Genomic DNA, 20144 nt, shown 5'->3' with positions numbered 1-20144 from the left:
CACTAACTCAAGACTATTCTGTGTCTCCACAACCGTCTCAGCTAGCGCCCACAACAAATTGCTTGATTAACTTGTTAAAGATCTTCTCGCCCGGGCATTCATCCCGATGAGGCGCGCCATTCTACAGTCTTGATTCTCAATGTCAATCTGTTTTTTTAACTCCCTGTTTGGCGCTGACAATCTGATGAAAAAATTCGCTCTCATATTGTCGCCTCATCCTTGAGTTCTGCTTCACCGAAGCCCTTGTTTCTCACCCCTTCCGGGTGGGCTCCGCTGCAGAAGTGGGGCGCATTATACGTCCCTCCCGATCCTTTGCAACACCTTTTTGGAAAAAAGTTTAAATTGGATGAAATCACCCGATTCAAACCATCAGGAAAGACGCAGGGAAGCTGTCTGACTATTCGCTGATTTAACCTTACTGCGCGCCCAATACAGACGAATCCCCAAAAGAAGAGTTAGCACTGCACTGTAAAAAACCGGCTCAGAATAATCCGCCCGGGTAAGCCAGAAATAATGAATAACGGCCAGCACACCAATGAGGTAGATACTCTTATGCAAAGATTTCCAACGTTTGCCCAGCTTTCTTACCATCGCTTTGGGTGAAGTCACCGCCAAGGCGGTCATCAATATGAATGCAACCATTCCAACTGTAACGTATGGGCGCTTCACCACCTCTTCCAATAGAAATGACACATCAAGCACCAACAGGAAACCGCTAACCACATGCAGCACTGCATAAAACCATGCATATAACCCAATCATCCGACGATGCTGGGCTAACCAACGCCACTTCAACAGACGATTCAAAGGTGTCACTGACAAACATACCAGCAGAATGATGAGCGACCACAAACCATTGAAACGAGTGATCGCTTCACCAGGGTCAGGACCTAACCCACGGGTCAATATCAGAAACACCAAATACAGAAATGGAGATAGCCCCATCAGAAACATTGCCCACCACCGAACAAGCTTCGTCACATCTTTTTTGGAAGACATCAGTAATTCACCTTCAGATCCATTCCCGAATACAAACTCGCCACCTGCTCGGCATAGCCATTAAACATCTGGGTATCGATCCGCTTCGGCCCGAAGAGACCTCCCGGCAAACGACGCTCACTCTTCTGACTCCATCTTGGATGGTCCACAGTTGGATTCACATTCGCGTAAAAACCGTATTCGTTGGGGGCGATATTATTCCATGTGGTGTATGGCTCTTTCTCAACAAAGCGAATAGCAACAATAGACTTGATGCTTTTAAAGCCATATTTCCATGGAACCATCAAGCGGATCGGCGCACCGTTTTGATTAGGTAGAATTTTGCCATATAGCCCAACGACCGCCAGCGTAAGAGGATGCATAGCTTCGTCAATGCGCAACCCTTCTCTGTATGGCCAATCTATACTGGAGAACAGCGACTTTTGTCCGGGCATTTGATCCGGCCGGTATACCGTTTCAAACGCGACATACTTTGCATTCATAGTCGGCTCAAACTTCTTCAGCAATGTCGCCATGGGAATGCCAACCCAGGGAACCACCATCGACCAAGCTTCGACGCACCTCAACCGGTATATCCGCTCTTCGAGCTGAGAGTCTTTTATCAAGTCTTCCAGATGATAGGTTCCTGGCTTGTTACAGGCACCCTCAACCTTGATTGACCATGGCTGAATTTCAAAATCCTCTGAGTTCTCATATGGATCTGATTTGTTGGTACCAAACTCGTAATAGTTGTTGTACTGCAGGATGTCGTCGAACGGCGTGGGATCGTCAGTCGTAGAAAAGGGGCTGTTTTTAGCCTCAGCCAATTTGCTGCCAATTTTGCTGGCCCAGGCAACACGGGAAGAGTTTTCTTTGGCCTGGACCTGCGAAGAGATCAGCGAAGGCACAGCTCCAGCAGCCACCAGAGCGGCAGTTGATCTCATAAACTGTCGACGGGAAAGATAGACTTTTTCGTCTGTTATTTCAGAAGGAAGTATATCCGGAGAACGTTTTATAAGCATTGCTATGGCCTTCACTTGAGTACGTTAAAAGACTTACGTCAAGCTTAGACCACAGGATGCAGAATAAATTCACCAGGATTTTAATATCCCCCTGTTTTACGCCGACAGAACCAGGCTCAGCCTGACGACACAGGAGGATCAGATCAATCAGGAATCCTTGGATGAAGAGGAATTTTGAGAAGTTACAGGCAATGCTCTTCTCTTCTTATTCCACCGCTGCAAAGACAAAAATGGACCCGATAAGGTATAGATCAGGAATCCAGCCAGCAACACCTGCGCCGGCGCCGTGGCAATAACAGCGTATATAAGCACCACAATTAGAATGGCGACAAACGGCACCCGCCCTTTGAGATCGAGCTCCTTAAAGCTATGGAACAGGATATTACTCACCATCAACACCCCTGCTCCTGCCACAACCACCACGGAGGCATAAGCAAGCAACAGGTTCATCTCAAATTCATGAAAACTCCAAACCGTGCCGGCAACAACTGCAGCGGCCGAAGGACTTGGCAGACCTACAAAGAAACGCTTATCAACAGAACCAATCTGAGTATTAAACCTGGCCAAACGCAAAGCTGCACCTGCCACGTATATAAACGCAGCTACCCACCCAAGTTTACCCAAGTCAGATAGCGCCCAGGTAAATGCAACCAATGCCGGGGCAACACCAAAGGAGACCATATCAGCGAGTGAGTCGTACTCTGCTCCGAAGGCACTTTGGGTATTCGTCATCCGGGCGACCCGGCCATCCAATCCGTCTAATATCATAGAGACAAATATTGCGATGGAAGCATTTTCAAAATGCCCATTCATTGCTGCCACAATGGCATAAAACCCGGAAAATAAAGCTCCCGTAGTAAACAAATTCGGTAGCAGGTACACACCTCTACGACGAACTTTCGCTCCTTCCACCACTTCTTCCTCGACGACTTCAGCTCCCAAAAAGCTCTCATCATGCCTGTTATCACTGGCCGGTTGAGTCTTGTCTGCCGCTGCGGGCTTGTGATCCTTGTGAGTCATGAAAATCTCTTATCAACTAAATGTGTTACTAATATACAAAACACCAGACACGTTCGCACACACAAAAAACGCGGCATCAGCCGCGTTTTCTTAAACACTAAAAAGTGATTAGTTCTTGGACTTGTCAACGATCTTATTTGAAGCAATCCAAGGCATCATGCTACGCAGCTTTTCACCCACAGTCTCGATTGGGTGAGCCGCATTCAGACGACGATAGGCTGTCATGGAAGGATAATTGGACGCACCTTCCTGAACAAACATCTTGGCATATTCGCCGGTCTGAATACGCTTCAGAGCATTACGCATAGCTTCGCGGGACTGGTCATTGATGACTTCTGGACCGGTCACGTACTCACCATACTCCGCATTGTTGGAGATGGAGTAGTTCATGTTCGCGATGCCGCCTTCGTACATCAGATCCACGATGAGCTTAAGCTCATGCAGACACTCGAAGTAAGCCATTTCAGGCGCATACCCAGCTTCCACCAGAGTCTCGAAACCGGCTTTAACCAGCTCAACCGCACCACCGCACAGTACAGCTTGCTCACCAAACAGATCTGTTTCAGTTTCGTCTTTGAAAGTAGTCTCAATGATACCGGTACGACCACCACCTACACCGCAAGCATAGGAAAGAGCCACGTCTTTAGCCATGCCGGAAGCGTCCTGGAATATTGCGATCAGATCTGGGATACCGCCACCTTTCACGAATTCGGAACGAACTGTGTGGCCAGGAGCCTTAGGTGCAATCATGATGACGTCCAGATCAGCACGCGGAACTACCTGGTTGTAGTGAATGCTGAAGCCGTGAGCGAAAGCCAGTGTTGCACCCTGCTTGATATTTGGTTCGATGACAGACTTGTAAAGCTGAGCCTGGAACTCATCAGGAGTCAAAATCATGACAACGTCGGACTCAGCTACTGCGTCCTTCACTTCTTTAACCACCAGGCCAGCACCTTCTGCCTTAGCCCAGGATGCAGAGCCCTGACGAAGACCTACACGCACATCCACACCACTGTCTTTCAGGTTATTGGCATGCGCATGCCCTTGTGAACCATAACCGATGACGGCAACTTTCTTGCCTTGGATGATGGACAGGTCACAGTCTTTATCGTAATAAACTTGCATTTTGTTCACCTATTTCAATTGCGCTCTGCGCTCATTTAAATAAATTGTCTGAGTTGAATTACTATTTTTGTCTGCTTTTATACGGATGCCTGTCCCTATAGCGACAAAGTCTTTTCACCGCGTGCGATACCGGAGACACCACTACGGACCACTTCAAGCACTCCGCTGCGCCCCACCGCCTGGATAAATGCATCCAGTTTATCGCTTTCGCCAGTCAGCTGTACGGTATAAACCGTGCTGGTCACGTCCACAATCTGTCCTCGGAAGATGTCCACGGTGCGCTTGATTTCTGCACGCTGGGCACCGGTCGCCTTGAGCTTGATCAGCATTAGCTCCCGCTCGACATGCGCTCCTTCCGTCAAATCGACGACTTTGACCACTTCCACCAACTTATTCAGTTGCTTGGTGATCTGCTCAATGACACGATCAGATCCGATGGTGGTCACCGTCAGCCTGGATAGAGTGTTGTCTTCAGTGGCCGCGACAGTCAGGGTCTCAATATTGTAGTTTCGCTGCGAAAACAGGCCGACGACACGAGACAGAGCTCCGGGTTCGTTTTCCAGTAACATGGATATAATACGCCGCATGATACTTACACCCTCTCCGTCTTACTGAGCCACATGTCTTTCATGGAGCCTCTTGCCACCTGCATGGGATAGACGTGTTCGTGCGGATCCACATAGATATCAACAAAAACCAACTTATCCTTCATGGCAAAAGCTTTTTTCAGCCCCTCTTCCAGCTCTTCCGGTTTACGGATTGTGACACCTTCATGGCCGTATGCTCGGGCCAGTGCCATAAAGTCAGGAAGCGACTGCATGTATGATTGTGAGTGACGGGCCTCATAATTCATGTCCTGCCACTGACGAACCATGCCGAGAGACTGGTTGTTCAGATTGATGATTTTGATCGGCAAGTCATACTGCTTACAGGTAGAGAGTTCCTGAATATTCATCTGAATACTTCCCTCTCCGGTAACACATACCACCTCTTCATCCGGAAAGTTCAGTTTGACTCCCATAGCAGCCGGCAAACCGAATCCCATGGTGCCCAGCCCGCCAGAGTTAATCCAGTGATTGGGCTTTTCAAATTTATAGTACTGGGCAGTAAACATCTGATGCTGACCAACATCCGAGGTCACGAAAGCATTTCCTTTCGTTATCTTGCACAGCATCTCAATGGCTTGCTGTGGTTTGATTAACTCGCTGTCATCAGTGCGATAACGACCACCATGGTAGGCACGCCATTCATCAATTTGTTTCCACCAGGCCTTCATTGCACCTGGATCCGGCTGCTCCTGAGCCTCCTTCACAATACCGATCATGTCTTTCAACACCGAGCTGGCCGGACCTACAATGGGTACGTCCGCCTGGATGGTTTTGGAGATTGAGGCAGGATCGATATCAATATGGATGATTCTGGCCCCTGGACAGAACTTGTCTGTGGCGTTGGTCACCCTGTCGTCAAATCTGGCGCCCACTGCAAGAATCAGGTCACTGTGGTGCATAACCATGTTTGACTCATAACTTCCATGCATGCCCAACCAGCCCAGACTCTGTCTATCACTGGCAGGAAAACAACCGATCCCCATCAGGGTGGTAGTTACAGGAAAGTTGGTCAAATGTGCCAGTTCGGCCAGTTCAGGGGATGCATCCCCCATCACGACACCGCCACCTGCGTAGATTACGGGTCGTTTAGCCGCCATCATCATATCGACAGCTTTTTTGATTTGGCCTGCATGCCCCCTGGAAGGTGGTGTGTAGGAACGCATTTTGACTTTTTTCGGAAAGATATACTCGTAACGCTCATTTGGCGTTGTCATATCTTTAGGAATATCTACCACAACAGGACCGGGACGCCCCGTCTGCGCGAGATAGAAAGCCTTTTTCAGAATCTCGGGAATTTCCCTTGGATGACGCACACTCAGGTTATGCTTCACCACGGGACGGGAAACACCCATCATATCGGTTTCCTGGAAGGCGTCCTCACCTATCAGCGTTGACGCTACCTGACCACAAAGCACGACCATGGGAATAGAATCCATGTAGGCCGTGGCAATACCAGTAATAGTATTGGTGGCTCCAGGACCGGAAGTTACAAGGACAACACCGGGCTTACCGGTGGCACGAGCATATCCATCTGCCATATGGGTGGCTGCTTGCTCATGTCGAACCAGGATATGCTTGACTTTGTTTTGGCGAAATAATGCATCATATATATGCAGGGCCGCTCCGCCGGGGTATCCGTAGATATTCTCAATCCCCTCGTCTTGCAGAAAGCGCACGATCATATCGGCGCCGGATAGCATTTCTGCGCTCACAATTTCCTCTCTTTATACGTACCTCTACGCACGCATTAAACGGCTGGTTGCTGATCTGGTTGCATCAACCCAGTCGCTGCAAAATGTCATACAGCTCATATGGTTACTGCGGATACTGCCACACTAGCTAGTCATCTTGAGAGGTTATCTCTAGATTTGCTCACACGCGTCTGTTTGACACGACTACTTTGACGATTACGCCTGGATAATGGTAATCAGGATCTTTGATTTTCGTGTGGTCCGAGCGGAAAACGGCATTTCCGGTGTTGCCTCTCAGGCCCCTCCGCTCAAGCAATCGCCAATTCTGACATCCCAGCCAGAACTGTCAATAGCTAAAGCACTTTAATGGCTTTACCGAAGAGCCAGTTTCTACTATCTTTGACTTAATCAGCCTCTCGTCAGAAAGGATATTGCAGCTATTTCAGCAGTTTGGAGATTTTAAGATCTATGCGCACCACGATTACCGCCATCGTGCTATTGGGCATGTGTTTGCCCGCATACTCTGCCGGCGTCTATAAATGGACAGACGAAGATGGCGTCGTCCACTATTCCGATAAAAAGCCTGGCAACCAAGATACAACCCAACTTAATGTCCGTGCAGGCAAAACCTCTGGCAATCGCCAAAGCGTTGATGAACAAACTCAGCAGCTAGACGACAAAGAGGAACTGGAGAAAATCAGGAAACAGCAGGAAGAAGAAAATGCTGCCGCAGAAAAGCTTAAGGAAGACCGTTGCCATTCTGCCCGCACCAATATGGAAACGCTAACCACCAAAGCTCGAATCAGAATCAAAGATGCAGACGGGAAAGAAAGATTCCTGACACCGGAAGAAATTCTGGAGAAACGAAAAGAAAGTCAAACTGTGCTGGATGAAGAATGCCAGTAACCGCATATTTTCGGTAAAACAATTGATTTATATAAAAAAGGGGCTTTCTGCCCCTTTTTATTTTCATAACAAATTAACTGCTAAACACTAGCCGTCCGTCCACAATTTCGCCTTTTATCCGGTCTCCGCGATGGAACCTTCCGTTGAGAATGGACTCTGCCAGTGGATTCTCCACTTTTTGCTGAATCGCCCGCTTGAGTGGCCTGGCTCCATATATCGGATCAAAGCCTGCCTCTGCCAGAGTTGCCATAGCTTCTTCACTAAGCTCGACCACAAGCTCCTGATCTGCCAGACGTTTGTTGAGGATATCCAGCTGAAACTGGGCAATTCCTTTAATCTGCTCAGCAGATAATGGATGGAAAACCACCACCTCATCAATCCGGTTCACAAACTCAGGCCTGAAATGCCTCGCCACTACCTCAAGGACAGCATCTTTAATCTCAACATAGTGTTCATCCTTGCCGCCCAAAGTCTGAATCAGATCCGACCCCAGGTTTGAAGTCATGACGATCACTGTGTTACGGAAATCGACTGTACGACCCTGCCCATCCGTCAGACGTCCATCTTCCAACACCTGTAGCAGTATGTTGAAGACATCAGGATGTGCTTTTTCCACCTCATCAAGTAGCAACACTGAATATGGCTTGCGGCGAACAGCTTCCGTCAAATAGCCGCCCTCTTCATACCCCACATAGCCTGGAGGAGCTCCAATCAAACGGGCAACCGAATGCTTTTCCATAAACTCCGACATGTCGATTCGCACCATCGCCTCTTCCGTGTCAAACAGGAAAGAAGCCAAGGCCTTACAAAGCTCTGTTTTACCCACTCCTGTTGGCCCCAGGAACATAAAGGATCCATTGGGTCTATTGGGGTCACTTAAGCCGGCACGAGAGCGACGGACAGCATTTGAAACGGCCACCACTGCTTCGTCCTGGCCGATAACACGATGATGTAATGCATCTTCCATTCTGAGCAGCTTTTCCCGCTCGCCTTCCAGCATTTTGGAAACGGGAATCCCAGTCCATTTTGAGACGATTTCGGCGATTTCCTCTTCCGATACCTTATTCCTCAGCAATTTCATTTCCAGCATTTCTGCCTGGCTCGCCATATCCAGCTGTTTCTCCAGTTCTGGAATACGGCCATACTGCAGCTCCGACATACGGGTTAAATCCCCCTGACGGCGAGCGTTTTCCAAATCAACTCGAGCCTGCTCAAGCTGACTCTTGATTTGCTGAGTCCCCTGCAGTGCTGCCTTCTCCGAATTCCAGACTTCATCAAGATCGGCAAATTCACGCTCCAGCTCCGTTATCTGCCCATTCAAATCGTCCAGGCTTTTCTTGGAAGCTGCATCCTTTTCCTTTTTCAGAGCCTCACGCTGCATTTTGAGTTGAATCAGACGACGCTCAAGTCGGTCCAAAGGCTCCGGTTTAGAGTCTATTTCCATCCGAATCTGGCTCCCGGCTTCATCCACCAGGTCAATTGCCTTGTCCGGCAGCTGCCGGTCGGTAATATAGCGATGCGAGAGCTTGGCTGCGGCAATGATAGCGCTGTCAGTAATTTCAACACCGTGGTGAACTTCGTAGCGTTCCTTCAGACCACGGAGGATGGCGATGGTGTCTTCCACATTCGGCTCATCCACCAACACTTTCTGAAAACGTCTTTCAAGTGCTGCATCTTTTTCAATGTATTCACGATACTCGTCCAGCGTAGTAGCACCAACACAGTGCAATTCACCGCGCGCCAGCGCCGGCTTGAGCATGTTTCCTGCGTCCATGGCACCATCGGCCTTGCCGGCCCCAACCATGGTATGAAGCTCATCAATGAACAGAATGATTTGGCCTTCCTGTTTTGCCAGCTCGTTCAACACACCTTTAAGGCGCTCTTCGAATTCTCCCCGGAATTTTGCGCCGGCAATCAGGGCTCCCATATCCAGGGCAAGTACCCTTTTGTTTTTGAGCCCTTCGGGCACTTCTCCATCGACGATCCGCTGTGCCAACCCTTCAACGATTGCAGTCTTACCGACCCCAGGCTCACCGATCAGAACAGGGTTATTCTTACGCCGACGCTGCAATACCTGAATGGTGCGCCTAATCTCATCGTCCCGCCCGATCACCGGATCCAGCTTGCCTTCCTGCGCCCGGGCAGTCAGATCAATGGTAAAACGCTCCAGCGCTTGCCGGTTTTCTTCAGCAGAAGGGTCTGATACTTTTTCGCCACCACGCATAGCTTCAATCGCCTGTTCTAATGCCTGCTTATTTCCACCACACTCTTTCAGGATCTGTCCCAGCACACCACGATCATCCATAGCCGCCAGCAACACCAACTCGCTGGTGATGTACTGATCCTTGCGTTTCTGAGCCAGTTTATCCGCCATATTCAGTAGTCGGCCGAGCTCATTGGACAAATGAACATCGGCATCCGCGCCCTGCACCTGCGGCAATTTGTCAATTGCCTCAGCCAAACGCTGGCGACATTCGCCAACATTCACCTTCGCCTGCTGCAGCAAAGGGGCAATGGAGCTTCCCGGCTGATCCAGCATGGCCTGAATCAAATGCACCGGCTCAATGAAATTGTGATCTCGCCCAAGCGCCATTGATTGGGCTTCTGAAATTGCCGTTTGCAAACGGCTGGTGAATTTGTCGAATCGCATAGACCGCCTCTGTATCTTTTCTGTATCCCCTCTGGCAGAGCTCAAAGGGGTTATTCAGGAATTATCCTAGATGTGGGGCCAAAGAAGCGCAGCTTCAAGCTTTAGGTATGCTTTAAGAAAGTATAGAAATAGAGAGAACGACTATTTATTGATCTGACTCAAGTTATTCCTGATCAGCAGGAATACGGCCTTAAATCATTGAACGGATTAAACTTTCCATATCAGGGAAGCCATTCTCCCAGTAATTCCATCCCGACGGTATGAATAGAATCTTTCAGGTTCTGACAAAGTGCAGTACTGGCCACCGTAGATGCTTGATAGGCCGACGGAAAGCAGAGTCATTCTGGCCAGGAGATAGATGTCGGCAACCCACTTATCGGAGTTAACCGGCGACGGCTTAAACGCCTCTGCCATTTGCTTATCCTTGCCTAAAAATTCCTGTCGGACTTCATCTCCCACTTCAAAGACTTCAGGTCCGATTGCAGGGCCAAGCCAAGCCATAGTCTCAGAGGGATTTTTGAAACATCCCAGTGTACTTTCCAGCACCCCAGAGACCAGTCCGCGCCAGCCGGCGTGAGCTGCAGCCACTTCATTACCGTCAAAGGAGGCAAATAGTACGGGCAGACAGTCAGCCGTCATGATACTGCATGCCTTGCCCGTCCGGCAGGTATACACTGCATCAGCCTCAACGTCGGGAAGCACCTCTTCCATCTTAAACACCTGGGTACCGTGAACCTGCTTGAGCCATTGAATATCTTCCGCCCCTAGATTGAGGCTTCCGGCCAATTGGAAGCGATTAGCCTCAACACGGGTCGCATCATCTCCTACATGGTCTCCCATATTAAAACTATGGTAGGGAGGCAGGCTGACGCCACCTGTACGAGTTGTTGATACCGCCTTTATCCCATCGGGGGCAGGCCAATCCGGAGAAATCAGCTCTATTGCTTCACTCGTCATTACGCTCAGTCCTGATTGTCGGGCTTAAGAGATTCGATCAGCTCAAGCATATCAGCCGGTAATTCCACTTCCCATGACATTGATTCCCCGGTTTTAGGATGTACCAGCTGCAAAGCCTTAGCATGAAGCGCCTGACGAGGAAAAGTTTGCACGGCATGAATGGCATGCTCAGTCATCCCTTTCGGCAAACGGGGGCGCCCACCATATACAGGATCGCCCACAATTCCATGGTTAATATGAGCCATATGAACCCTTATCTGATGGGTTCGCCCGGTTTCCAGCTTAAGCCTGAGATGGGTAAATCCATTAAAACGCTGCAAAATTCGATAATGAGTAACCGCTTTCTTTCCAGAAGCAACTATCGCCATTTTCTGACGGTTATGTGGATTCCTTGCAATAGGCTCGTCCACCATCCCGCCGCCAGTAAGCTCACCTTTTACCACCGCTTCATATTCCCGTCCCATAGATCGGATTTGTAACTGATTCACCAACGACTGATGGGCCAAAAGAGATTTCGCAATCACCATTAGGCCAGATGTATCCTTATCCAATCGATGCACAACCCCTGCCCTTGGAATTTGTTCAAGCTCTGGACAATGGTGAAGCACAGCATTGACGATCGTGCCCCCTCGATGACCTGGAGCAGGATGCACAACAAGATCAGCTGGCTTGTTGATCACCAGGATATGTTCGTCCTCATATACGATATCCAGCGCGATCTCCTCCGCTTCCCAATCCCCCTCAGGCTCTAACTCAACGTCGAGAGTAATCTCATCCCTGGCCATGACCTTATCTTTTGGCTTGACGGAAACCCCGTTAACCTTGAGATCGCCGGACTTTATCCATCCCTGTATTCGGGATCGGGAATACTCCGGCATAAACTCAACTGCAATGAGGTCAATACGCTGCAACGCAAGGTGGTCGGGGACGATAAAAGATTCCTGGATATGATGCTTCATGGATTAAATTCTGTTCAGCTTCAGGCAAATGACGGTGATCTGGATGTTACGGGGGTGTTGCTGCCAACCTGGTTGTGGAATAATGGCGCGCCAGACAAAGGCGTTGCCACGTCTGTAGAGGCCAGCGACGCCAACAGTTTAAGCGCACGCGGCCAAACTTTCTAACCATTTTGTTTCCGGGGGGGCTTTGCTTTTACCCCGCTTGCATTGAGTACGTTAAAAGACCTACGCCAAGCGAAATGAAAATGGGAAAGTTTGTTTTAATTTATTTATCAGAATGATGTTGCCTTTCATGCGTAGTTCCATTGGCTCTTCACAAATATTTAAACGCCTGCTCAGGTGTTCTTCAGTTTCAGGCAACCTTTTAAGCCCGGCCAAAAAACTGATCATTATTACTTTAGTTGCAGGCTTGGCTGCTTGTGCATCCGGACCTCCTGAAATTCTCAGCGAAAGGGAATACTACGACAAAGCCAAGACGGCATTGGACAATCGGAATTTTCTGGAAGCTTCCAGACACCTGGAAGACCTGGAAACATATCATCCGTTTGGTCGTTATGCAGAGCAGGCACAGCTGGATTTAATCTATGCCCGTTACAGTGCCCTGGACCCGGAAGGGGCTGCTGCTGCTGCTGAGAGATTTATCCGGCTGCATCCGGAAAGTCCGCATGTAGACTATGCTTACTACATCAAAGGACTGGCCTCATATTACGCGGATGTCAGCCTCAGTGGACGCTATTTCCCTCTGAATATGGATGCCCGCGATCCGGGAAGAGCCAAAGAAGCCTTTCAGGACTTTTCCACCCTCGTTTCCCAATTTCCAGACAGCCCGTACGCTGCTGACGCAGAAAAGCGCATGGTCGCACTGAAGAACCGGTTAGCTGAGTACGAACTGGTGGTGGCTCAATACTATATTCGCCGTCAGGCCTATGTTGCAGCAGCTTCGCGAGTGCAGTACATCATCGAAAACTACCCGGAAACCACTGCAGCTCCGGATGCACTGGCTTACGCCGTTGAGCTGTACGGGATACTCGGAATGAAAGAGCACGCTCAGGACGCTTTGGTAATCCTGGCCACCAGTTATCCGGACCACTCCAGCTTTGATGTCGACCTTCATTTCCGCGGCGGCCTGATTAAAGAAGAGAGCCGGGATATATCCAGTGTTCTGGATATCGATATTCTCGACTGACACGACACATGCCTTCCCATGGCCGGTCATCCGGCCATGGGGGTCTTACCTCACTCTCCCAACTTCCACCCTGACGTAATCGGATATCGACGATCACGTCCGAATCCCCTGGCCGTAATTCTTGGCCCCACCGGCGCTTGGCGACGCTTGTACTCATTGACATCCACCAGCCGTGTGACTTTATAGGTCGCTTCCCGATCGAACCCCTGAGAAACAATCCCTTCCGCGCTGACATCCTGCTCAACATACAGTGACAGCATTTGATCGAGAATATCGTATGGCGGCAGACTGTCTTCATCTACCTGGTCCGGAGCCAACTCAGCCGAAGGCGGACGCACAATGACTCTCTCGGGAATCACATAGGAAAGTGAGTTTCTGTACCTGGCAAGGCGAAAAACCATGGTTTTGAATACGTCTTTCAAGACATCATAACCTCCGGCCATATCTCCGTAGAGAGTGGCATAACCAACCGCCATCTCGCTCTTGTTTCCAGTAGTCAAAACAAGCGCGCCGGTCTTGTTGGAAATACTCATCAGAATCACTCCCCGGATCCTGGCCTGAATATTCTCTTCCGTCGTATCCCTGGAATAACCTTCAAACAGTGGATTCAGGGCAGCCATGTAGGCATCATACATTGGCTCGATGGACACAACGTCATACTGCACTCCTAACCGGGAGGCTTCCTCTTCAGCATCATCCAGACTAATCTGCGACGTATATCGGAAGGGCATCATGACCGCCCTGACCCTATCCACCCCGAGAGCATCTACTGCCACAGCGAGCGTAACGGCAGAATCTATCCCTCCGGAAAGCCCCAGCACTACGGATTTAAATCCGTTCTTATTAACGTAATCCCTGACGGCTAATACCAATGCTTTATAAATGCTTTCTTCAATAGGAAGATCGATACAGTCTGATGCGACTTCCGGCCCGGAGAAAATCTGATTCAGTGCAATGGGATACAAACCGGATTCATATTGTGGAGCACAAAAAGTGATGTGGCCCTGCTCATTCACTGCGAATGAACCGCCGTCAAATATCAACTCATCCTGACCACCGAGCAGATTCACGTATAGTATCGGAAGCTTGTTATCTCTGGCGCGGGACTGCACCAATGTCTTGCGCTGCCGCTGTTTTTCCATATGAAATGGCGAAGCATTGATATTCACCAGGAAATCAGCGCCTAACGCAGCAGTATCAGCGGCGGGCTCATTTTCCCAAATATCCTCGCATACCGTCAGACCGACTTTATAACCCCTCCATTCAACGACACAGGCATCCTGCCCTGGTTCAAAATAGCGCTTCTCATCAAATACTTGATAGTTAGGCAAACAACGCTTGAAATACCATGCCTTTACCTCACCATTTTCGATAAAGACCGCGGCATTACGCAATTTGCCACCCTCTCGCCAGGGCAACCCCAAAACCAAAGTGGCATCACGGGTTTCTGACAGAACGAGGTTTAATGCCTTCTCGACTCGGGTTTGCAGACTTGGGCGTAATAAGAGATCTTCAGGAGGGTAACCACTTAACGTTAGCTCTGGAAAGATAACCAGATCGGCCTGATGCTCTTCCCGCGCCCTTCTGACCGCTTTGATGACTTTATCTGCATTGCCGGGAATATCACCCACCAGGCAATCAATTTGAGCGAAAACCACAATAGGTTCAGAGGTTTCTGTTACAGGTTTGGACATTCTTGCTCCAGATAGTTAAGGTCGTTCTGGTTAAAGTATGCATTATACTGATTTAGTTGGTCATTCTAGGAAAAAAGTTCTGCTATGACAGCTGTCCCTGCTTTTACCGCCTTAAAGTTGTTCAGGGTTTACAACCACTACCGGGTAACGGTGGGAATCATTCTTCTGGGCGCCCTATTTCTTCAGTCCGAAGCCAGTATTTCCCAAACTTTTGCGCCTTATTATTTCCGCATTGCCGCTTTTAGCTATGCCGCCGTACATGTATTCACAGCTTTCATCATGCTGGCGGGATTCCAGCCGGTCATTCGCCATATTGTCTTTTCCATATTGCTTGAGGTCTCCCTTGTAACAGCCATGATGCTCTTCGGTACTGGTATCGCGGGAGGGTTAGGCAATATGCTGGTCATCTCGGTGGCCGCCAGCAACATTATACTCCGCAGCCAGTTAGGTCTGCTGGTGGCTGCGATCTCAAGTCTCTGTGTCATGGGCCAGGAAATTTACCTTCTGCTCAATGACAGCAGCAATATAGACTCGGTATTTCGGGCCGGCGTTCTCGGAGTTGTATATTTTGCGACAGCATTACTGGTCCGCAATCTGTCCTATCGAATTTCTGCAAGCGAAGACCTGGCCAGGCGGCGAGCCCAGAATATCGAGGAACTGGAACGCCTAAATCACCAAATCATCCAGCGCATGTTGACCGGCATTATCGTGACCAACGAATTTGGACAGGTCCGAATGGCCAATCAGGCAGCACTTAGCCTTCTGGGGCATGAGCCGACAGAAACGCTGGATATGCTACCGGATGATTTAATGGAAAGACTCCGTGACTGGCAATTGGACCCGGGACGCAAGTCCCTCCCTTTCCGGGGTTCTTCAAATCGAGCACCCGTCCAGGCCAATTTCGCAATGCTTCAAAAAGAAGAAGGTCAGGATATTCTTATTTTCCTGGAGGATACGGGAAAAATTGCACAACAGGCCCAGCAACTTAAATTAGCCTCTCTGGGCAGACTCACTGCGGGGATTGCCCACGAGATCCGCAATCCTCTCGGAGCCGCCAGCCATGCCGCCCAATTGTTGCTGGAGTCTGATGAATTGAATACGGCAGACAGGCAAATGACCGAAATCATCCTCCGACACGCCAAGCGCATGAACGGTATTATAGAGAATGTTCTCGAGTTATCCCGCGGCAAAACCAGTACACCCGAAATGATTGATCTCAACGAGTGGCTGAAAACCTACATTAACGACTACACGGCGGGAGGCACCATATCTGCCGACATAGAAGTCATTCGCCACAAACCGGATATCCAGGGCAGATTCGACGCCAGCCATCTAAGTCAGATTTTAAACAACCTGATCGCAAATGGGTTACGATATAGCACTGCCAAGACAGGATATCCGTGGGTCGGAATTGTGATAGGTGAAATTGAAGATACCCGACAGGCATATCTGGATATTCTGGATAATGGTCCTGGCATAGATAACGAGCAAATGCGGCACCTGTTTGAGCCTTTTTTTACGACAGATAAAAAAGGCACCGGACTGGGCCTATACTTATCCAAAGAGTTGTGTGAAGCCAATCAGGCACAGCTGGATTATTTTAAAAGAGATGAAGGGGGAAGCCGTTTCAGAATCACCTTCCCTCATCCCAAACGAACAACTTAAGTATTTCCATGACTAAACGAGTATTAATCGTCGATGACGAACCCGATATCCGGGCCTTGATAGAAATCACCCTTAACCGTATGCAATTGAATACGGTGGCGGCTGAAAATGTCACCCAGGCACAGGAAAAACTGGCGAGTGAACGGTTTGACCTGGTTTTAACGGACATGAACATGCCGGATGGTAACGGTATCGACTTGGTTGCCTACATCCAAAAAAACCATCCAGCCACTCCCGTTGCCGTCATTACCGCCTATGGCAGCATTGATACCGCCATATCGGCATTAAAAGCCGGAGCATTTGATTTCGTTTCCAAACCCGTGGACCTCGCAAGGCTTCGCGAGCTGGTCAACAGCGCCATTATGTTGCAGCCTGCAACAGCGCCTCCACCACCGGTCCCCTCAAAATTACTGGGTCATTCAAAGGCGATGGAACGACTCCGGGGGCAAATACGTAAGCTTGCCCGCAGCCAGGCGCCTATCTACATCAGTGGCGAGTCCGGAAGTGGTAAGGAAATGGTCGCCCGTTCCATACATGAGCAAGGCTCCAGGAGTAACGGGCCATTTGTTCCTGTCAACTGCGGGGCTATACCCAGCGAACTGATGGAGAGCGAATTCTTTGGTCACAAGAAAGGCGCATTTACCGGGGCCGTCGAGAATAAGGAAGGTCTCTTTAAAGCAGCCGATGGGGGAACCCTGTTTCTCGACGAAGTAGCGGACCTCCCTCTTACGATGCAAGTTAAACTCCTAAGAGCCATTCAGGAAAAAGCGGTACGCCCGGTAGGCGAGCAAAAAGAAACAGCCGTTGATGTCAGAATATTGAGCGCCACCCACAAAGATCTTCACCAATTGGTGGATGAAGGGTTGTTTCGCCAGGACTTGTTCTATCGCATCAACGTCATTGAACTAAAAGTCCCCAGTCTTCGCGAACGCATCGAAGACATCGAACTGCTGTCTGAGCACATACTCAGACTATTGGCAGATGAGTGCGAACTTCCAGGTGTTACCTTGAGCAAAGACGCTCTTAAAGTACTCCAGGGGTACCATTTCCCTGGGAACGTTAGAGAACTCGAAAATATACTGGAAAGAGCTTTCACGCTGAGTGAAGAAGATGAGATTCAGAAAGATGATATCCATCTGCCGGTTTCAGATTCGAATGACAAAAGCGGTATTGTGTCCGAACTTGATGTTCCTGCCTTTGATCATGAGGGGGACAATCTGGAACACTTTCTCGAAAACATTGAAAAACAAGCTATAGAGAAAGCACTCGAGGAAACCCGATGGAATAAGACTGCGGCAGCGAAAAAGCTCGGAATCAGCTTCCGCGCTTTGCGGTACCGACTCAAAAAGCTGGGGATGGAGTAATCCATTCCCAGTTCGTCTCTATTCCGACACTAGAAAGACCCTGCTCCAAATTTCAGAGGGATACAGGGTCTTCAGCAGGGAGCTCTGCTTCCTGCCCTATTCTGCCTTCCAGGGCATACGGTGACCTATCTATCACATGTTCCTGACCGAGGATTATAGCCGTCATTAAGTTGACCGATGCCGGCGCTAATACCAAGCCATTCCGAAACTGGCCAGCATTCACGAATACTCTTTCGACGTTTGGCAATTCTCCGATAAAGGGCAGTCCGTTTGGAGACCCGGGACGTAATCCGGCCCAGTGCTCAACTACCGGAGCTTTGGCTAAAGCAGGAATCATACTACGGGCGATATCGACCAGCTCATGCTTGGCTTCTTCCGTACGGCTTTTATCAAAACCCACATACTCCAATGTACTGCCAGCCAGTACCAAACCATCCCGCCTTGGGATGACATATTTACCATGATCCAACACAATGCGGGAAACATCTCCCGGATTCGCCTGAAAGGCAACCATTTGCCCTCTTACCGGCTCAACAGGTAAGCACATCTGAAGAGATTCCAACAAACCTCCAGACCAGGCTCCTGACGTCACAATACAAGCATCTGCATAAATCGCCTCAGACTGAGTCTTAACACACTCAAACTGACCTTTACTCTGCTGAATCCCCAATACTTCAGTATTTTCCTTCAGTTCGACGTTTGGAAGCCCCAGCAATATTGCACGTAACGCCTGACACAACCGGGGATTTCGAATACTTCCCACCTGAGGCATATACATGCCCTCATTAAAGCCTGACCGCAGAGATGGCTCCAATTGATATATTTGCTCGCTGGAGACCTCTTCGAGCCACAACTGATGGTCACGAGACCAGGCCAACGCTCGCTCTCTATCGTCAATAGACAGCACTAGTAACCCGGTTCGGGTTAGCTGTGGATCTATACCACTCTCTGCTTCAAGGGACTGTACCAGGTTAGGATAGTATTCCTGCGACCAGGTGGATAATGCGGTAATGGGAGGTGAATAGCGCCAGGGGTATAGAGGAGAAATAATACCGCCGCCCGCCCAACTTGCTTCACGGCCACACATGTGCCGCTCCAACAGCACAACTTCGCATCCGGCCAGGGCCAACTCCCTAGCCTGCATCATACCAATCGCTCCACCGCCCACGATGACAATTTTCATTACAAACTCTTCGCTTTTTGCTTAGACCTAGTACTTTGCTGGTGACCATAGCGGTTTATCCAGGCATAATAAACCCCCCCAAATGGAATTTGGATACAAATCAAAAGGAGATTGAATCGTGAAAGGTAAGGGATTTACCCTCGTTGAACTATTGGTCGTTCTGGCAATTATCGGGATCGTAACAGGATTCGGTATACCACAGGTGGCATCCGCTCTTCAGAACTCAAAAAAGAGCAGCTACTTAAACGAATTTGTCGGATTAATACTCTTCACCCGAAACTCAGCCATAGCCTCAGGCCATGTAACACTCCTTTGCCCCAGCTCAGATGAAAAAACCTGTGAAGCCGACTGGTCACAACCTTTGATGGCTTTTAGTGATCTCAATGGCAATAAAGAGCTGGATGAAGATGAGAGTATTTTGAGGAAACTCCCGGCTAACGAGAATTTTAGAGTTTCATTTAGAGCTTTTGGAGGGACAAAAGCTCTTCGATATTACCCATCAGGCATGACTTACAGACAAAACGGGACATTTACTATATGCCCCGTTTCACATGACAACTCGCTGATCTCCGCCGTTATAATTAACCGCGGAGGCAGACCCAAATTAGCAACTGATTCAGATGGAGACGGCCTCGTAGATCTGCCTAGCGGCAACAGACCAGGCTGCACTTAGCAAGCACACACTGGGCGATTAGCGCCAGCAGTCATCCTCGTCTGCTCCCCTGGTTCCAGCAGAATTTAAAGTCAAGTCGCCACAACGGTCTCCAGCCATAGCATTCTTAGGCGTGGCGGTTAACGAGAAAGTACTGGCTGTCTCTGTTGTGATTTCAAGGTCATAGTACTTTACACTTCCATCCAATGGGGCTTCAGAAGGATATAAATCCGCTATTGGTGGATTTCCAGCCCCCCCATCGGCTGCGCCGACATAGGTAAAGTTGTTTTCTGTGTAATAGCGCTCCATTGCAGCCGCCAGCCCCACCAAGGCTGACTGACCATCAGCCCGGCGCGACTTTGCGGTTGATTCCTGATAGCTCGGGTAGGCAATCGCGGCAAGAATGCCGACGATTGCCATTACGATCATTAGTTCTATGAGGCTGAATCCTCGAGAATTATTAACTGATTTCATTATTCACCCA

Annotated in this window: 18 protein-coding genes; 6 read left to right on the top strand and 12 right to left on the bottom strand. The window is 49.3% G+C overall.

Translation table 11 applies throughout. The annotated features are described in order from the left end of the window. Positions 1 to 369: 369 nt before the first annotated feature. The 6 genes from BTA51_RS21365 to BTA51_RS21340 all read right to left on the bottom strand — a co-directional run bounded on the left by BTA51_RS21365 (position 370) and on the right by BTA51_RS21340 (position 6453). Positions 370 to 999 (bottom strand): sulfite oxidase heme-binding subunit YedZ, encoded by a 630-nt coding sequence (locus tag BTA51_RS21365; RefSeq protein ID WP_094711032.1) that lies wholly within the window; start codon positions 997 to 999, stop codon positions 370 to 372. Then, the gene (gene msrP / locus BTA51_RS21360; RefSeq protein WP_094711030.1) at positions 999 to 2000 is read right to left on the bottom strand and encodes a protein-methionine-sulfoxide reductase catalytic subunit MsrP; all 1002 of its coding nucleotides are present in this window, start codon (positions 1998 to 2000) and stop codon (positions 999 to 1001) included. The genes BTA51_RS21365 and msrP overlap by 1 nt, the downstream gene beginning before the upstream one ends. Before the next feature lie 147 nt (positions 2001 to 2147). Then, on the bottom strand, positions 2148 to 3020 hold the full coding sequence (pssA, locus tag BTA51_RS21355; RefSeq protein ID WP_094711028.1) for a CDP-diacylglycerol--serine O-phosphatidyltransferase: 873 nt from the start codon (positions 3018 to 3020) through the stop codon (positions 2148 to 2150). 108 nt (positions 3021 to 3128) lie between these two features. Beyond that, on the bottom strand, positions 3129 to 4145 hold the full coding sequence (ilvC, locus tag BTA51_RS21350; RefSeq protein WP_094711026.1) for a ketol-acid reductoisomerase: 1017 nt from the start codon (positions 4143 to 4145) through the stop codon (positions 3129 to 3131). Positions 4146 to 4240: 95 nt separating this feature from the next. After that, on the bottom strand, positions 4241 to 4732 hold the full coding sequence (gene ilvN, locus BTA51_RS21345) for an acetolactate synthase small subunit (RefSeq protein ID WP_094711024.1): 492 nt from the start codon (positions 4730 to 4732) through the stop codon (positions 4241 to 4243). Positions 4733 to 4737: 5 nt separating this feature from the next. After that, positions 4738 to 6453 carry an acetolactate synthase 3 large subunit gene (locus BTA51_RS21340; RefSeq protein ID WP_094711022.1) on the bottom strand — a complete coding sequence of 572 codons (1716 nt, stop codon included), beginning with the start codon at positions 6451 to 6453 and terminating at the stop codon, positions 4738 to 4740. A 459-nt stretch (positions 6454 to 6912) separates the two neighbouring features. Between BTA51_RS21340 and BTA51_RS21335 the strand changes: the two genes are divergently transcribed. Further along, the gene (locus BTA51_RS21335; RefSeq protein ID WP_094711020.1) at positions 6913 to 7350 is read left to right on the top strand and encodes a DUF4124 domain-containing protein; all 438 of its coding nucleotides are present in this window, start codon (positions 6913 to 6915) and stop codon (positions 7348 to 7350) included. Between the two features lie 73 nt (positions 7351 to 7423). On the opposite strand, the gene clpB is transcribed toward BTA51_RS21335, so the two are convergent. The 3 genes from clpB to rluD form a co-directional block, all read right to left on the bottom strand. After that, positions 7424 to 10000, bottom strand: a complete 2577-nt coding sequence (clpB, locus tag BTA51_RS21330; protein ID WP_094711018.1) for an ATP-dependent chaperone ClpB — start codon at positions 9998 to 10000, stop codon at positions 7424 to 7426. 207 nt (positions 10001 to 10207) lie between these two features. Next, on the bottom strand, positions 10208 to 10957 hold the full coding sequence (gene pgeF, locus BTA51_RS21325) for a peptidoglycan editing factor PgeF (RefSeq protein WP_094711016.1): 750 nt from the start codon (positions 10955 to 10957) through the stop codon (positions 10208 to 10210). Between the two features lie 5 nt (positions 10958 to 10962). Continuing rightward, positions 10963 to 11916, bottom strand: a complete 954-nt coding sequence (gene rluD / locus BTA51_RS21320) for a 23S rRNA pseudouridine(1911/1915/1917) synthase RluD (protein ID WP_094711014.1) — start codon at positions 11914 to 11916, stop codon at positions 10963 to 10965. On the opposite strand from rluD, the gene BTA51_RS30255 reads away from it, so the two are divergent. After that, on the top strand, positions 11905 to 12081 hold the full coding sequence (locus BTA51_RS30255) for a hypothetical protein (RefSeq protein ID WP_168188248.1): 177 nt from the start codon (positions 11905 to 11907) through the stop codon (positions 12079 to 12081). The genes rluD and BTA51_RS30255 overlap by 12 nt on opposite strands. Positions 12082 to 12208: 127 nt before the next feature. Then, positions 12209 to 13102 (top strand): outer membrane protein assembly factor BamD, encoded by an 894-nt coding sequence (locus tag BTA51_RS21315; protein ID WP_168188247.1) that lies wholly within the window; start codon positions 12209 to 12211, stop codon positions 13100 to 13102. A gap of 50 nt (positions 13103 to 13152) precedes the next feature. Here the strand turns inward: BTA51_RS21315 and BTA51_RS21310 are convergent, their stop codons facing one another. Then, on the bottom strand, positions 13153 to 14796 hold the full coding sequence (locus BTA51_RS21310; protein ID WP_094711010.1) for an NAD+ synthase: 1644 nt from the start codon (positions 14794 to 14796) through the stop codon (positions 13153 to 13155). 84 nt (positions 14797 to 14880) lie between these two features. Here BTA51_RS21310 and BTA51_RS21305 point away from each other — a divergent pair, with 84 nt between their 5' ends. Then, entirely contained in the window at positions 14881 to 16461 is a 1581-nt protein-coding gene (locus BTA51_RS21305) for a PAS domain-containing sensor histidine kinase (protein ID WP_094711008.1), read from the top strand. 8 nt (positions 16462 to 16469) lie between these two features. After that, positions 16470 to 17825, top strand: a complete 1356-nt coding sequence (locus BTA51_RS21300; RefSeq protein ID WP_094711006.1) for a sigma-54 dependent transcriptional regulator — start codon at positions 16470 to 16472, stop codon at positions 17823 to 17825. Between the two features lie 52 nt (positions 17826 to 17877). On the opposite strand, the gene thiO is transcribed toward BTA51_RS21300, so the two are convergent. Continuing rightward, complete coding sequence (gene thiO / locus BTA51_RS21295) at positions 17878 to 19008, bottom strand: glycine oxidase ThiO (RefSeq protein WP_094711004.1); 1131 nt, start codon at positions 19006 to 19008, stop codon at positions 17878 to 17880. Positions 19009 to 19126: 118 nt separating this feature from the next. On the opposite strand from thiO, the gene BTA51_RS21290 reads away from it, so the two are divergent. Continuing rightward, on the top strand, positions 19127 to 19681 hold the full coding sequence (locus BTA51_RS21290) for a GspH/FimT family pseudopilin (protein WP_168188246.1): 555 nt from the start codon (positions 19127 to 19129) through the stop codon (positions 19679 to 19681). A gap of 18 nt (positions 19682 to 19699) precedes the next feature. Here the strand turns inward: BTA51_RS21290 and BTA51_RS21285 are convergent, their stop codons facing one another. Continuing rightward, a complete protein-coding gene (locus tag BTA51_RS21285; protein WP_094711000.1) occupies positions 19700 to 20134 on the bottom strand; it encodes a type IV pilin protein in 435 nt (144 codons plus the stop codon). Between the last annotated feature and the right edge of the window lie 10 nt (positions 20135 to 20144).

Origin of the sequence: Hahella sp. CCB-MM4, assembly GCF_002260525.1 — a bacterium.
In the GTDB taxonomy this organism is placed as follows: Bacteria; Pseudomonadota; Gammaproteobacteria; order Pseudomonadales; family Oleiphilaceae; genus Hahella.
Note: the sequence above shows the minus strand (reverse complement) of the source record. Positions and strands in the feature narration are given on the sequence as shown.

Coding starts and splice junctions, on each gene's coding strand:
- BTA51_RS21365 (WP_094711032.1), bottom strand. CDS start 999: ATGTCTTCCAAAAAAGATGTGACGAAGCTTGTTCGGTGGTGGGCAATG.
- msrP (WP_094711030.1), bottom strand. CDS start 2,000: ATGCTTATAAAACGTTCTCCGGATATACTTCCTTCTGAAATAACAGAC.
- pssA (WP_094711028.1), bottom strand. CDS start 3,020: ATGACTCACAAGGATCACAAGCCCGCAGCGGCAGACAAGACTCAACCG.
- ilvC (WP_094711026.1), bottom strand. CDS start 4,145: ATGCAAGTTTATTACGATAAAGACTGTGACCTGTCCATCATCCAAGGC.
- ilvN (WP_094711024.1), bottom strand. CDS start 4,732: ATGCGGCGTATTATATCCATGTTACTGGAAAACGAACCCGGAGCTCTG.
- BTA51_RS21340 (WP_094711022.1), bottom strand. CDS start 6,453: ATGCTATCCGGCGCCGATATGATCGTGCGCTTTCTGCAAGACGAGGGG.
- BTA51_RS21335 (WP_094711020.1), top strand. CDS start 6,913: ATGCGCACCACGATTACCGCCATCGTGCTATTGGGCATGTGTTTGCCC.
- clpB (WP_094711018.1), bottom strand. CDS start 10,000: ATGCGATTCGACAAATTCACCAGCCGTTTGCAAACGGCAATTTCAGAA.
- pgeF (WP_094711016.1), bottom strand. CDS start 10,957: ATGACGAGTGAAGCAATAGAGCTGATTTCTCCGGATTGGCCTGCCCCC.
- BTA51_RS30255 (WP_168188248.1), top strand. CDS start 11,905: ATGATGCTTCATGGATTAAATTCTGTTCAGCTTCAGGCAAATGACGGT.
- rluD (WP_094711014.1), bottom strand. CDS start 11,916: ATGAAGCATCATATCCAGGAATCTTTTATCGTCCCCGACCACCTTGCG.
- BTA51_RS21315 (WP_168188247.1), top strand. CDS start 12,209: ATGCGTAGTTCCATTGGCTCTTCACAAATATTTAAACGCCTGCTCAGG.
- BTA51_RS21310 (WP_094711010.1), bottom strand. CDS start 14,796: ATGTCCAAACCTGTAACAGAAACCTCTGAACCTATTGTGGTTTTCGCT.
- BTA51_RS21305 (WP_094711008.1), top strand. CDS start 14,881: ATGACAGCTGTCCCTGCTTTTACCGCCTTAAAGTTGTTCAGGGTTTAC.
- BTA51_RS21300 (WP_094711006.1), top strand. CDS start 16,470: ATGACTAAACGAGTATTAATCGTCGATGACGAACCCGATATCCGGGCC.
- thiO (WP_094711004.1), bottom strand. CDS start 19,008: ATGAAAATTGTCATCGTGGGCGGTGGAGCGATTGGTATGATGCAGGCT.
- BTA51_RS21285 (WP_094711000.1), bottom strand. CDS start 20,134: ATGAAATCAGTTAATAATTCTCGAGGATTCAGCCTCATAGAACTAATG.